Below are 13,842 nucleotides of genomic sequence, written 5' to 3' on the forward strand. Positions count from 1 at the left end.
TGACGGAAATTGGACTTACTGGGCAACCAGAAAAGGACAAGCAATCGACACGCCAGCAAAGGTAGCCAAACTACTCAAAAAGCAAAAAGGCAGGTGTACCTGGTGTGGGCAATACTTTACCCCATCAGACCTAGTTGAAGTAGACCACATTGTAGCTCGAAGCCACGGTGGAAAGGATGAATACAAGAATCTTCAGCTACTGCACCGCCACTGCCACGATGATAAGACGGCGTTAGATAACGCCAACGCTGTGTCCATAACAATGGAACAATCAGACTAGGAGCCGTATGAGGGGAAACTCTCACGTACGGTTCTGAATGGGAGGGGGAGATGGTGACATCTCTCTCGACCCCTAATTATGTCAATTATAGGGGAATCATCTGCTTAGTACGCAAGTTTTTAGCTGGTGACGGATTCAGAGTAGGATGTTATCTATGGCAACTATTAAAATCCACAGCGTTGGACACGCCTATGATCTGACGGCTCCAATAGATGGGTCCGATGTTGTTGTATTTATTCATGGCTGGCTGCTGAGTCGTCGGTATTGGCAACCTGTAATCGATCGCCTAAAACCTCAGTATCAGTGCTTATGCTATGACTTGCGAGGGTTTGGCGATTCTCAGTTAGCCAGTCGCCATCCATATTCTTGTGACTATGCTCCGGCTTCTTATGCTCAGGATTTAGGGATATTACTCGAGGAGTTAAATATCTCTAAGGCTTGGCTTGTGGGACATTCTTTAGGGGGGACGATCGCACTATTAGCGGCGCAGCAATTGAGCGATCGCATTGCGGGGGTGGTTTGCGTGAATGCTGGTGGTGGTATTTACCTAAAAGAGGAATTTGAGCGTTTCCGAGTCACAGGGGAACAAATTGTCAAGTTTCGTCCGCGATGGCTTTGTTGCCTACCTCTAATTGATTTGCTGTTTACCAGGGCGCAAGTCGCTAGTCCGGTTTCTAGGGAATGGGGCCGCCAGCGATTAATTGATTTTGTGATGGCGGACCCAGAGGCGGCCTTAGGTGCTTTATTGGATTCGACTACGGAGACAGAAGTGCATCGCCTCCCCCAAGTGGTGGCTCAATTACAGCAGCCTGTGTATTTTTTGGCAGGAATGTGCGATCAGATCATGGAACCTCAATATGTTCGCCACCTGGCTAGTTTTCATCATCTGTTTCGCAGTGGCTATCAAAATGTGATTGAACTTGCTAATTGTGGACATTTAGCCATGATCGAACAGCCTGAGCAAGTGGTTGGTCACTTACGGGATATTCTGGCTCAACATGGCTCAACACAAGTGCAGCCCCATAATCACTAAATCCCGTTTGACTCCATCAATGACAGCTATCTGTGGGAGATAACCCCATTGTTGAAAGCCAAAACTGTCAAAGAGTTTCAGGCTGGGTTGGTTATGGGCAAAAATTAGAGCCAGTAGAGTTTCACAGCCAAACTTTGGCCCTTCTTCTATGGCTTGATGGAGTAGTTTTTTGCCAATTCCCTGTCCCTGATAGTCAGTATGGATGTATATACTCAGTTCGGCAGTAGCATCATAGGCGGCTCGCTTCTTGAACGCCTGAAAACTCAACCATCCAATTATGCGATCGCCAATTTCCACGACCCATAGGGGGCGTTGGGCTGACTGACATTCCCGATACCAGCCTAACCGACTCTCAACGGAAATTGGCTCTAGGTCAGCCGTGGCGATTTTTTGGGGAACGGCTAAATTGTAAATTTCGATAATTTGGGGTAAATCGTTTTCGAGTGCATCACGAATTTTCAAGTTATTCTCCATAAACTCCCGTACACAGTTTATTGGCAGTTGCTCACTCAGGCTTTGACCACATATTCTGAGTGTGAATATTTGATTCACAGCCTAAATATAAACTTGAAACAATCATCAGATATGCCTTTGGCTAGTTTATGGTGTGGTTAGTGCTTTGGTCAGTAATCTTGAGAGCGCGGAAAGGATTTGGGGCTGCCAGTGGTGGTTTCATAATGCGATCGCCTTCTAATATTAGGGCTAACTGTCGATAAATCGGTATTTTAGACTACCAATTTTTGAAAATTCTAGGGCGGAACCTGTGTCCTTGGGAAATACTGCATTTTCCGGGAGTTCAAAGTTGTTTATAGAATTCCAGCTGTTGCTTGGCTAGGGCATGGTTAGTGTAGCAGGAGAGGGCTCGCTCATATCCCCGTTGACCTAGTTCTTGGGTCAAGTCTGGGTTACTGATTAACTTTTCTAGGCAGTCGGCTAGGGCTTCGGGGTTCCCTTCCGGGAAGACTAACCCAGCTTGGTCAATTACATAGGGAATTTCCCCAGAGTCCGAACCAATTAGGGCAACTTGGCAAGCCATAGCTTCGATGAGAACGTGGCCGAATTGCTCTTTCCAGCCGACGGAGGTTAGGGTTTTAAATTTGTAGGTGGTTTCCGAGGGTAAAACTAGGGTATTCATGACGTTGATATATTGCCAAACCCGGTCATGGGCGACACTCTCGACTATAATTAGCCGGTCTTGAATCCCTAATTCTTGAGCTAGGTCTAAAAGTGGCGATCGCAGCTCTCCCCGCCCTAGTAGTAACCATTTCCAAGGGTGATGTTTGACCTTAGCTAATGCTTTAGCTAGGGTGATTAGTCCTTTTTCTTCCACAAACCGACCAACGAAGCCTACCACAAAGGTATCCGGTTCTATGCCTAATTCCGCCCTTAATTCCGGTTGTGGTTCCGGTTTAAATAGGGTTTCATCGACTCCTAATTGAGGCATCACCTCCATCGGTCCTTGATATCCATGGTCGCGCAAAATTTCCGCCCCGTCCTGGTTTCCTACAATAATACCATCAGTGTTACCTAGGTTATATTGTTCCAGTAGCGACACGGGAAATTTGAGAGTATATGGTAAATTCCACCAGGTAAAAAACACATTTTTCGCGCCTATACCTAGGAGTTTATTTAGGGTAATAAATTCAGCATAGGTTAAGGCTTTTGCCCCTTGCTCGATTTGGATAATATCAGGTTTAAACGATTGTAACAGAGGAATTAAATCCAGACCAAAAGTCAGCAAACCTTGGTTATTTTGACTAAGGTTAGATATAGGAACCACCTTAAAATTTCCCTCATCCACAGGTTCGGATTTAACCTGCTCACTTTGGACACCGCCAGGGTTCCAAAGACGGGGTACAATCACTATAACCTCAATACCCGGTTCAAGGTTAGCTAAAATCCGCAGTTTCTCCCGGTTGAGATCAACAATATAAGTGTGACTAGCGACAATAATTTTCATAGCTATCAATTGCCTGTTGTTTGCTAATTAGGTCGAGGGGAAGGGTGGATGATTGAAATTAAATATTCCCACTGGTTATCTAAGCCGTAGTTAATCAACAGCTAACCCATGCTAGACCATAAATATAGTTTATCCTAACTCTGTCAAAAAAGCGAATTTGGGGACGAAGAGACACCTAACTAGACCGCCACATAGTCGGGGGATAATGATGGCTATGTTCGCGGGCATTTATTAGTCATGGTTGCCAGTTTTTGACAAGTTATTGCATAAGGAGATTTTGAGATATTATATTTCATCTTCATCTAATTCTCCTTCTTCTATGAGTCGTTTAATTTCTTGCTTATCAATTTCCGGTAATTTATAGATAACCCCGGCAAAGTACCAATAATAAACCGCTACCGGGTCAACATCGAGGGGATAATAATAGGTGTTGTAACTAATCACCAAAACAAACACCCAGAAAGAAGCCCCAAAACTGCGGAGGCTTTTTTCTTTAACGGAACGGTAAGTTTTAAAAGCTGTGAAAGTAATCACAGTTACAAAAAATAGAAAAGCGATCGTCCCTAGGGGTCCAATTTCATAAATCAGCTTGGGATAGTAAGTTTCAATCAATCGAGTTCTGCCAAAAACACGAGCGGAGTTAGTCGCTCGTCCGAGACCATTACCAAGGATTCCCCGTTGTGCGCCACTGCTTTGATCAAACTGCCCGGAAATAAAGTCAGTGGGAGGGGAAGCATTCCACCGATCCACAAAACTATCAACTCGTTCCTGAACCATTTCTGGGTTAGCAATCATGACTATACCCAAAAGTAATCCGAGACCCCCACCAATAGGAATAAAGCGCTTGAGATTAGCAATTTGTCCAGTGAGAACCAGTAGAATAATTGTCACTACCGGCACTAATGCTAAGGCAATACGCTGTCCAGAAATCACAGCATTTACAAATACTAATGCCATGCCAATTAATCCGGCTATACGCCATTTTCCTGATGGATCACTAAAGGCGGTAGCAAAGGTAAAAAAGGCGTTAGCAATTAAAAACCAAGCCCACTGCCAAGGAGCGACAAAGGTTCCCGGAAGTCGGATCATATTTTGGGAGGGGCTAAAAACTAAAGATCCGCCTACGAAACACTTATACTCGATGGTTGCTTGAAACAGATCGTCTCCTGTCAGATGGTCAGTTCCTTGACAGCGACCACTGGCGAGAAATTGATATTGTACCATGCCCAAAAGGCAACATATAATTGCCAGTATTAGGGTCATGCGAGTTAGAAACAGCAAATCTTTTTTGTCTCTGATATGGTAGTAGGCACAGGTAATTAGGGGAACATAGCCCATAAATACCTTTAACCCCAAAATTCCCATAGCTATGGGTTTCTCGCCCGGTCTGGGGTCAAGTTGTTGCAAGCCATTGACGCAAATGATGGTGAGAATACAAAAACCCAGAAGAATTAGCAGAGGTTGTTTAAGAGCCTTGGGAATAATGATAGGGAGTCCTTTGCTTTTCCAGTCTTTATACATAGAAGCTAAGGCTGGAAAATAAAAGCCATCTTTGGCAAGCTGAAATATGACATTTCCGCCCCCAATCCAGTAAGTAATAGTTCCAGAGAAGGGCATATAGATTAGGAAACCCCAGAGACCATGACGGGGGTATTTATAGCAAAGAACCAAGACTAATATGCCACCACCACCAGCAATGGCGAGTCTTTCATCTTTGACGAAAAACAGAGCCACCCCAACGATCGCACCAACAATTAGAGTGGGAATTACAGTGCCTAGAACAGCTTTAACGTCTTTAGCAAACTGGCGCTGTTTAGCTTTAAGTTGGGCTTTAGTTAGGGTCGGCTTTTTCTGCTGTTGTTTGGACTTTTTTTTCCGGGACTTCTTTTTTTTGGATTTAGTCTTAGATGCCATTTTGGGTTCAATTCTAAGTTGGGCAGTAACTAGGCATTTGTAACTTGCTCCCCGACTAAAAACCGCCTTGGTTGGTCACGCTAATCGAAATTATATACCAACAATTAGGGGACTGCCCAATCTGATCCGCCCTGTTATGCCCATCATTAGGGGAGATTAGGCAATTAAGTATTGTTGCACCACTCCCACTAAGCGATCGCACCAATATTGCACCAGGTTAGGGTTAGCCGCTTCTACCATAACTCTGATCAGCGGTTCAGTACCAGAAGCGCGCACCAGTATGCGACCTTGATCCCCCATATCAGCTTCAGCACTAGCGATCGCATTTTGTAGAGGTTCGCAGTTTTTCCAATTACGGCGGCTGTCCGGGTTTTCCACTCTGACATTTCGTAACAGTTGAGGATAGGTGAGGAAACTATCATCCACCAGTTGGTTGAGCGATTTTTGCGATCGCTTCACTAAAGCTGCTAGGTGTAATGCCGTCAGTAGACCATCTCCTGTGATGCTGTAGTGATGACAGAGGATATGGCCCGACTGTTCACCCCCCAACATAGATCCCGTCCGCTTCATTTCGCTGTGGACGTGCTGATCTCCCACCGGGGTGCGGATCATTTTTCCTCCCAGTTTTTCCCAGGCTCTCTCAAATCCCAAGTTTGCCATAACCGTAGAAATAATCAAATCCTGGGGCAGTTGCTGCGCGTTTCTGAGGGTCTGCCCCCAGAAGTACAGGATATAGTCGCCGTCAACGGTACGACCCCGGCTATCGACCGCTAACACCCGATCTGCGTCCCCATCAAAAGCAAATCCTAAATGGGCTTGATGTTCTATAACAGCTTCGCGGAGTAGGTCCAGGTGCGTAGACCCACAGTTAACATTAATTTGATGACCGTTGGGAGACTCATGTAAACAAATCACTTCGGCTCCCATTTCTCTAAATACTTGAGGTGCAATATTTACCGCCGCCCCCCAAGCCAGATCCAAAACCACCCGCATTCCCTGTAGGTTAGTAGTTGGTAGCAGGGGACGATACAGAGAATCAGCATAATTCTGGACTAATTCCGGTCTGTAGTAATGTTGTCCACAGGAATCAGAATAAACCGGGAAGGCTTCCGCCCCCCGTAGGGCTGCTTCTATTTGCTTCTGGAGGTCGCTGGAGAGTTTTGTGCCGTCTGCGCCAAAAAATTTGATTCCGTTATCTTCTGGGGGGTTGTGGCTGGCGGATATCATCACCCCACCCATAGCTTTACAGGTTTGGGTGAGGTAGGCTACTCCCGGAGTAGGACAAACTCCTAAATTCCATACTTCTAGTCCCGCCGCCGTTAACCCCGACGATAGGGCCATCGCTAACATATTACCCGAAATCCGGGTATCTTGTGCCAGGATGACAGGGCCGAGATTGTCCTGTTGCTGGCGGAGAATTTGTCCGGCCCAAAAGCCTACCTGTAGCGCCAGCGGTGCGTTTAGAAGTTCTCCGACTCGCCCGCGAATGCCGTCTGTACCAAATAGGGGACTACTAGGAAGTTCCCCCCCAAAGACGGGACGGGTTTTGGCCGGGTTGACTGCATTTGTTACTGGGCGCGATAGTTTGATGTTCTGGGAAGGGACTGGTGTTGATACCATGTTATTCACTCCTCTCGATGTTCACACACTCACAAAGGAGGATAGCACGTCCGGAACTGAGGAACCTTGATCTACAATTCAAGTCTTGAGTTGATGTCTGGTAGCCTATGAGGATATTTTAAGTTTTGCGATCGCCTTTTCAACCACTCGGCTAATATACAGATGACCTAGTTTGACGTAGTTAGGCGTTATTTCGTTCCTAGGTTTAAGGTTGAACTGATAGGATGTTATGTTATTCTAACTCCCTGGACAGCCTCTGGCGTGGAGACTGATACTTAGGACATATTCAATTCATCATTGGGGAAAAAGTTAAGTTTAATGTTCAAAATTAATCAAGGGCGATCGCTCCTTATTTATCGGGCTATATTAATTGTCATTATCGCTCTGGCAGGTATAGTTTGTTATTATCCTATTATTAACTCATTTTTTCTGTCAGATGATTTAGTGTTAATTGCCATTTTTGAACAGGTCGGACCTTGGGGATTGTGGGTCAATCAACAACATGGTCAATCTTTGTTTTTTCGTCCGGTTCTGAGTTTAATCAGTTTCCTAGATTATCAAATTTGGGGTAATGAACCCCTCGGTTATCATTTAACTAATTTGGGATTTCATCTCAGCAATGCTTTAGCAGTAGGTTGGACTGCTAGTTTATTAGTTCGTAATTTTCCCATTGGTCGCCACTATAAAATAGTTTTACCCTATATTTCCGGGTTTGTATTTTTACTACTTCCTAGTCACACCGAAGCAGTTTCGTGGATTTCTGCGCGCACAGATGTCATCTCTAGCTTTTTTGGGTTTGTAGCTTTTATCGCTTATTTAATCGGCAGAAATTCCCGATATAAATATCCTTATATATTATCTCTACTGCTATTTTTTATGGCAGTGCTATCAAAGGAATCTCTCGTCACCTTTCCTGGGTTGATTATTTTGTTTGAAATTTACGACTATTTTACCAATAAAAAAAATGGCAAATCTTGGCAAAATAGACTAGGCTTAATTATTCCCTATGTGGCAGTTTTGGCAGTTTATTTTATCTGGAGAGTTATCAAAATTGGTACACTGGTAGGGGGATACGGTGAGGATATTCATTTAAGGTTTGATTGGGCTCATATTGCCCAAAATTTGATTATCTACCCAACTAGGACTTTTCTGCCCCCGATTTTTAACTCTAATTTTAGTCTGTGGTTATCGATTTTTTGGCTAATTGTTCTCCTGTCCTTAGCTTGTACTTCCTTACTGTTTAAAAGCCGCACTCCCGACCCAAGTATCCCCCCTTTACTGCTATTTTTAGCAGGTAGTTTTTTTGTAGCGGTTTTACCTGCCATTAATGTATTTGTGTCAATTACAGACACCCAAGGGGAAAGATACCTCTATTTCGGTTCTGGGTTTGCGTCAATTTATCTAGCAGTAGTCCTCGCGTGTTTGTGTATGAATATCCGGCTGATTTTGGTCGTCTCCTCAATTTTACTGTTGATTTTTGGGTTGACTGTTCAATCTTTGAACCAAAATTGGCAGGTGGCTGGTTCAATTTCTCAAAATATTCTTTTGGGGATGTTACAAGATAACCCTAATACCCCCGCTATTATTACTGCTATTCCTGATAATTACCGGGGTGCTTATATTTATCGGACCGGTTTAATACAGGGTTTGTATCTATTTGGGGGGGGTGAAAAATATGCGATCGCATTTAGTCGCGAACCCGGTGACGGACCCTTTGAAAGGGTACAATTTACCACCAATAGCATTCAGACAGTCATGCACCATAATTTACGCGAATTGGACGATACAATTTTAATTAGACAAGATACCCCAGAGATTTATCAATTCAACTTGTCTAACCCCGAAACTTCCTTTTTACCCTGGCCGAAAAACTCCTTAAAAACTCTTGACTACGAAGTGATTAAGTTTGCGCCCACCCAATATCAACTACTCTTAAAAAATCCAGATTTGGCTGATCATCTTATTTTCTATTCCGACGGAAGGTTAACAGCTTCCCCCTATTAACTGATAGGTCGCCAGATAACAGAACATCCATAATTGACCCAGTAGAGACAAGACCAACCTTGTCCCTACTATTTACTAGGTGATAGATGACTGTTTACAGTTTCGTGCCACACTCAGGACAGAAATTGTTACTGGCGACATTTTTCGCCCCACAATTACTGCAATAGATTAACTCAACAGCTTTTTCTAACTGCCGGCGTTCAGGTAATCCTATCATCTGAGCATTGCTCTTTCCTGGTGCTACCATAGGATAACAATTTTCATCCTTAGTAACATGAACATCCATCAGCACAGGACCCTCATAAGCCAACATTTCCGCTAGTGCTTGGTGTAATTCGTCACGACTCTTAACGACCATGCCTTTTACCCCATAGGAACGTGCTAACATTTCAAAATCTGGCATTCCGATTTCCATGTTAGAAGCCGAATAGCGCTCACCATAAAAGGCTTGTTGCCACTGGCGGACCATACCCTGCCAACCGTTATTAATAATTACAGTCTTGACATTTATGCCATATTGTGCTATAGTAGCCAGCTCCTGGATGTTCATTTGCACACTGGCATCCCCAGCAATACAAATCACCTCGCGATCGCTCAAAGCCACTTTAGCTCCCATAGCCGACGGGATACCATAGCCCATAGTTCCTAACCCAGCGCTAGATATCCACTGACGGGGGCCATTTTTCAAAAATTGAGCCGCCCACATTTGGTGCTGACCCACATCCGTGGTATAGTACGCATCCGGTGCCATTTTTCCTAATTCTGCGATCACCTCTTGGGGAGAGAGACTATCAGAATAAGAGGGAACCACCAGGGGATAATCTTCCCGCCAACGGTTAATCCGCTCTAACCAGGATTGAGTTTGATTATCGTTGCCGACATCTCCAATTTCCCGGCAGCGGCGCAACAGGTCTATCAACACCTGGCGAACATCTCCGACAATTGGCACTTCCGGCGTGCGGTTTTTACCAACTTCCGCCGGGTCAATGTCAATATGAATCACCTTCGCCCTAGAGGCAAATTCATCAAGTTTCCCCGTAACGCGATCGTCAAATCGCGCCCCCACAGCTATTAACAAATCACATTCACTAACAGCAAAGTTAGCATAGGCTGTTCCGTGCATTCCCAACATTCCCACAGACAGGGGATGCTTTTCATCAAAAGAACCTTTCCCCATTAATGTGGTAGTTACAGGAATCTGAAAAAGCTCTGCTAATTCCGAAATTTCTGCATGGGCTCCGGCGGAAATTGCCCCACCACCGACATACATCAGGGGACGTTCTGCTTCTTCTATAAGTTTAATAGCTTGGTTGATTTGGCGAACATTGCCTTTAACAGTAGGACGATAGCCAGGTAAAGAAACCTCTCCTGGATTAACCGGAATATAATCAAATTCCTCTAAACCTACATCTTTGGGAACGTCTATGAGTACCGGACCCCGACGGCCTGTGCTGGCAATATGGAAGGCTTCCGCCACAATGCGAGCCATATCACCCGGTTCACGAACCACATAGGAATGTTTGACTATTGGTAGGGTAATGCCGAAAATATCTGTTTCCTGGAAAGCATCTGTACCAATGGCGGGGCGGGCTACCTGTCCGGTAATGATTACCATTGGTATCGAGTCCATGTGAGCCGTAGCAATGCCAGTAACTAGGTTAGTCGCTCCTGGTCCTGATGTACCAAAGCACACTCCCACTCGTCCGGTAGCTCTGGCATACCCATCAGCAGCGTGGGATGCCCCCTGTTCATGGCGAACTAGGATATGCTGTATACCGCCCTCAGCTTCGGCTCGATACAGTTCATCATAAATGGGGAGAATAGCTCCACCAGGATAGCCGAAAATGTGCTGTACGCCATGACGTTTAAGACTATCAATGAGCGCAAACGCACCTGTTGCACGCCCCGCAGCAATTTTAGTTTGAAGTTGCACGATCGCTCCTCTAATTTAACTATATTGTTGAGTTAAAACCTCTATTTTAGTAAGGAATTTGTTTAAGGGGACTGGGCGGTTAGGGTTTTAACAAGATTTTACATTGTTAAGCCGCCACTATCAGGCCTAACGGTTGGTTCCGATAGGGTTAGGGGGTTGAGGCTTTCCTGCAATTGTATCACGATTTACCAATTGCGGGGCTTTGATAGTGATATCAAATGGTTTGGGCTATGTATGGCTGAATAAATCGGAGTCGAATGTCTACCCCCTGGGGAGATTTGCATCGAACTGGTAGTATCTTAGATAGCTGGTGAGCTGATCTTAAAGAAAGTTCGACCGATTCCCTGGAAGACCTGATCAGCAGGCACTAAACCCAACTGCCAAGTGTAGGATTGTCAAACAGTAAGCGTTAGGAGTGAAAACCTTGAAAAAGATAGAAGCCATTATTCGGCCATTTAAACTTGATGAAGTCAAGATTGCCCTGGTCAATGCTGGCATTGTTGGAATGACGGTTTCGGAAGTTCGCGGGTTTGGCCGCCAGAAAGGTCAGACTGAGCGTTATCGGGGTTCGGAATATACAGTTGAGTTCCTACAAAAACTCAAGGTTGAGATTGTGGTCGAAGATGAGCACGTTGATATGGTTGTAGAGAAAATCGTATCGGCTTCTCGTACCGGTGAAATTGGAGACGGTAAAATATTTGTCTCTCCAGTTGAGCAAATTATTCGTATCCGCACAGGAGAAAAGAACCTAGAAGCAATTTAAACGCTTTCGGCGATTATTCCCCGCCATGAAGCCTCTCCCACCTGGGGAAGTAGTGGTGGGAGTTTCTTATCCACGCCTTGAGACGATCGCACGATCAATAAGTGATCTGGTTTCCTACCCATTGAGAAGGGTACTCAGTTGGGGAAGTAATAGGTCAAAGGCTTTTCCTCGGTGGGAGATTTTTCGCTTGAGTTCTGGAGACATTTGGGCAAAGGTCATTTGCTGCTCAGGAACATAAAAAATGGGGTCGTAGCCAAAACCTCCTTGACCTTGGGGGGTTTGGGCAATCACTCCTGGACATATTCCTTGGACTTGTTGGACAATAGAACCATCAGGACGAGATATGGCGATCGCACAAATAAATTGGGCGCTACGGTCGGCGGCGGTTTCCAGTTCTTTGAGTAATTTACTAATGCGATCGCTATCGGTGGACGCATACCGGGCTGAATATACTCCTGGCATTCCCCCTAGGGCATCTACGGCTAGTCCTGAATCATCTGCGATCGCCCATTCTCCGGTCGCCTTTGCCACTTCACTGGCTTTTAGGCAGGCATTCTCCAAAAATGTGTTTCCGGTCTCTTCAACGTCCAAATTATCGGGCTTAAGCTGCAATTTCACATCGATACCACCCAGATAAGCCTGCATTTCATTTAACTTACCAGGGTTTCCGGTTGCCACTACTAATAGTTTGGTCATATCATTTACCTGTGGGAATGGAACATTCAACAACTATAACTACTGTTATCTGTCCGGGATTTCACCCGCCCCATTTTACAGATCAGTTTTTGGATAGACTGGGAGTAGACTGGGGAGATAATGGGCTTTTGGTGTTTCCGGCTGATCTATCTTCCCCTCTCTCACCGATCGCCTTGGGGGAGTTTTTACAGGATAATCTTGGCGATCGCCTTCTGACACCATTGATATTTATTGGCTTTAGTGCCGGTGTGGTGGCTGCTATGGTAGGTGCTTACAGATGGCAACAATCAGGGGGTCAGGTGAGGGGATTAATTGCCGTTGATGGTTGGGGAGTTGGTCGGGTCGGGAATTTTCCCTTTTACCGTATCAGTCACGATCGCTTTACTCACTGGAGTTCTGGGCTATTAGGTGCCGGTGATGGTGGTTTCTATGCTGACCCGCCTGTAGAACATTTGGACTTGTGGCGATTTCCTCACCAGACCTGGGGCTGGTGGCTGGAAACTGGGTTAATTGGCTTAAAAACAGCTTCTCCTATGACTGCATCTGAGGCAATATTTGCTATATTAAAAAAACTTGGCAAATTACCAAATTGATAGCTTGATGATTAGTTTAACTCAGCAGCCCGATAGTTCTTATATTACTATTAATGGCGTAGAACACTATTATCAATGGGTGGGAACTCCCTACCATTTAGAAAGTTCTAAGCCGGTTATGGTGTTTATTCATGGTTGGGGTGGGTCGGGTCGCTATTGGGAAAGTACCGCTATGGCTTTGGGCGATCGCTTTCATTGTTTACTTTATGATATGCGGGGTTTTGGTCGGTCTAATCGACCTGCTTTAAATGATGGCGATCGAAGTTATGAATTAACCGAATATGCTCAGGATTTAGCCGCCCTTTTACAGGCTTTAAATATTCCACAAGTCTATATTAACGCTCACTCTATGGGCGCTTCCGTTGCTGCCATTTTTATGAATCTTTATCCGTCCATGGTAGTTCGGGCTATCTTAACCTGTAGTGGTATTTTTGAATATGATGAAAAATCATTTACAACTTTCCATAAATTTAGTCGCTATGTGGTCATGTTTCGCCCAAAATGGATGGCAAAAATGCCTTTAATTCATCAAATATTTATGGCGAGATTTCTGCATCGTCCCTTACCTAGTCAGGTCAGCCGAGAGTTTTTAGAGGATTTCTTATTAGCAGATTTTGCCGCCGCCTATGGTACTGTCTTAACATCCGTCAGCAAAGAAGCTACCCAATGGTTTCCTCAAGAATTTAAAAAATTAACAGTCCCTACCCTCTTGGTAGCTGGGGAATATGACCAAATTATCCCTATGGAAATGGCTAAACAAGCGGCTACTCTCAATCCTAACGTTCAGCTTACTATTTTGCCAAATACTGCTCATTTTCCCATGTTAGAAGACCCTAAAAATTACCTGAAAATTATTCAAGAATTTTTAATTGACAATTAATAATGGTAGGGGCGGGTTCTGCTGTCAATGAAATTTCCCCACCGGAATATCAATAAACCCGCCCCACCCGGTCATTAATTGATAATTGATAATGGTAGGGGCGGGTTCTGCTGTCAATGACATTTCCCCACCGGAATATCAATAAACCCGCCCCACCCGGTCATTA

Annotated in this window: 12 protein-coding genes; 6 read left to right on the plus strand and 6 right to left on the minus strand. The window is 44.8% G+C overall.

The annotated features are described in order from the left end of the window. Together P5674_RS01665 and P5674_RS01670 are read left to right on the plus strand one after the other, a co-directional pair. A partial coding sequence (locus P5674_RS01665) for an HNH endonuclease signature motif containing protein (protein WP_315669741.1) occupies positions 1 to 280 on the plus strand: 280 nt, incomplete at its 5' end. A 145-nt stretch (positions 281 to 425) separates the two neighbouring features. Next, positions 426 to 1,313 (plus strand): alpha/beta fold hydrolase, encoded by an 888-nt coding sequence (locus P5674_RS01670; protein ID WP_014276190.1) that lies wholly within the window; start codon positions 426 to 428, stop codon positions 1,311 to 1,313. On the opposite strand, the gene P5674_RS01675 is transcribed toward P5674_RS01670, so the two are convergent. The 4 genes from P5674_RS01675 to glmM form a co-directional block, all read right to left on the minus strand. Continuing rightward, entirely contained in the window at positions 1,284 to 1,787 is a 504-nt protein-coding gene (locus P5674_RS01675) for a GNAT family N-acetyltransferase (RefSeq protein ID WP_006616689.1), read from the minus strand. The genes P5674_RS01670 and P5674_RS01675 overlap by 30 nt on opposite strands. 322 nt (positions 1,788 to 2,109) lie before the next feature. Next, a complete protein-coding gene (gene hpsO, locus P5674_RS01680; RefSeq protein WP_006616690.1) occupies positions 2,110 to 3,273 on the minus strand; it encodes a hormogonium polysaccharide biosynthesis glycosyltransferase HpsO in 1,164 nt (387 codons plus the stop codon). Between the two features lie 285 nt (positions 3,274 to 3,558). Beyond that, complete coding sequence (gene hpsL / locus P5674_RS01685; protein ID WP_006616691.1) at positions 3,559 to 5,187, minus strand: hormogonium polysaccharide biosynthesis protein HpsL; 1,629 nt, start codon at positions 5,185 to 5,187, stop codon at positions 3,559 to 3,561. 156 nt (positions 5,188 to 5,343) lie between these two features. After that, positions 5,344 to 6,807, minus strand: coding sequence for a phosphoglucosamine mutase (gene glmM, locus P5674_RS01690; RefSeq protein WP_035737595.1), 1,464 nt, complete (start codon positions 6,805 to 6,807; stop codon positions 5,344 to 5,346). A gap of 318 nt (positions 6,808 to 7,125) precedes the next feature. On the opposite strand from glmM, the gene P5674_RS01695 reads away from it, so the two are divergent. Further along, entirely contained in the window at positions 7,126 to 8,811 is a 1,686-nt protein-coding gene (locus P5674_RS01695) for a hypothetical protein (RefSeq protein ID WP_006616903.1), read from the plus strand. 94 nt (positions 8,812 to 8,905) lie between these two features. Here the strand turns inward: P5674_RS01695 and ilvB are convergent, their stop codons facing one another. Beyond that, positions 8,906 to 10,744, minus strand: coding sequence for a biosynthetic-type acetolactate synthase large subunit (gene ilvB, locus P5674_RS01700; RefSeq protein ID WP_006616904.1), 1,839 nt, complete (start codon positions 10,742 to 10,744; stop codon positions 8,906 to 8,908). Positions 10,745 to 11,168: 424 nt separating this feature from the next. Between ilvB and P5674_RS01705 the strand changes: the two genes are divergently transcribed. Next, positions 11,169 to 11,507 carry a P-II family nitrogen regulator gene (locus P5674_RS01705; protein ID WP_006616905.1) on the plus strand — a complete coding sequence of 113 codons (339 nt, stop codon included), beginning with the start codon at positions 11,169 to 11,171 and terminating at the stop codon, positions 11,505 to 11,507. Positions 11,508 to 11,621: 114 nt separating this feature from the next. On the opposite strand, the gene rdgB is transcribed toward P5674_RS01705, so the two are convergent. Continuing rightward, positions 11,622 to 12,203, minus strand: coding sequence for an RdgB/HAM1 family non-canonical purine NTP pyrophosphatase (gene rdgB, locus P5674_RS01710; RefSeq protein ID WP_315669742.1), 582 nt, complete (start codon positions 12,201 to 12,203; stop codon positions 11,622 to 11,624). Positions 12,204 to 12,220: 17 nt separating this feature from the next. Here rdgB and P5674_RS01715 point away from each other — a divergent pair, with 17 nt between their 5' ends. Further along, complete coding sequence (locus P5674_RS01715) at positions 12,221 to 12,796, plus strand: hypothetical protein (protein WP_006616907.1); 576 nt, start codon at positions 12,221 to 12,223, stop codon at positions 12,794 to 12,796. A 7-nt stretch (positions 12,797 to 12,803) separates the two neighbouring features. Further along, a complete protein-coding gene (locus P5674_RS01720) occupies positions 12,804 to 13,676 on the plus strand; it encodes an alpha/beta fold hydrolase (RefSeq protein ID WP_006616908.1) in 873 nt (290 codons plus the stop codon). Positions 13,677 to 13,842: the final 166 nt, after the last annotated feature.

Origin of the sequence: Limnospira sp. PMC 289.06 (assembly GCF_032350395.1) — a bacterium.
Taxonomy (GTDB): domain Bacteria; phylum Cyanobacteriota; class Cyanobacteriia; order Cyanobacteriales; family Microcoleaceae; genus Limnospira; species Limnospira platensis.

What these genes read in the sequence shown, in the direction of transcription:
- P5674_RS01670 (WP_014276190.1), top strand. Translation starts at nt 426, where the DNA reads ATGTTATCTATGGCAACTATTAAAATCCACAGCGTTGGACACGCCTAT.
- P5674_RS01675 (WP_006616689.1), bottom strand. Translation starts at nt 1,787, where the DNA reads ATGGAGAATAACTTGAAAATTCGTGATGCACTCGAAAACGATTTACCC.
- hpsO (WP_006616690.1), bottom strand. Translation starts at nt 3,273, where the DNA reads ATGAAAATTATTGTCGCTAGTCACACTTATATTGTTGATCTCAACCGG.
- hpsL (WP_006616691.1), bottom strand. Translation starts at nt 5,187, where the DNA reads ATGGCATCTAAGACTAAATCCAAAAAAAAGAAGTCCCGGAAAAAAAAG.
- glmM (WP_035737595.1), bottom strand. Translation starts at nt 6,807, where the DNA reads ATGGTATCAACACCAGTCCCTTCCCAGAACATCAAACTATCGCGCCCA.
- P5674_RS01695 (WP_006616903.1), top strand. Translation starts at nt 7,126, where the DNA reads ATGTTCAAAATTAATCAAGGGCGATCGCTCCTTATTTATCGGGCTATA.
- rdgB (WP_315669742.1), bottom strand. Translation starts at nt 12,203, where the DNA reads ATGACCAAACTATTAGTAGTGGCAACCGGAAACCCTGGTAAGTTAAAT.
- P5674_RS01715 (WP_006616907.1), top strand. Translation starts at nt 12,221, where the DNA reads ATGGAACATTCAACAACTATAACTACTGTTATCTGTCCGGGATTTCAC.
- P5674_RS01720 (WP_006616908.1), top strand. Translation starts at nt 12,804, where the DNA reads ATGATTAGTTTAACTCAGCAGCCCGATAGTTCTTATATTACTATTAAT.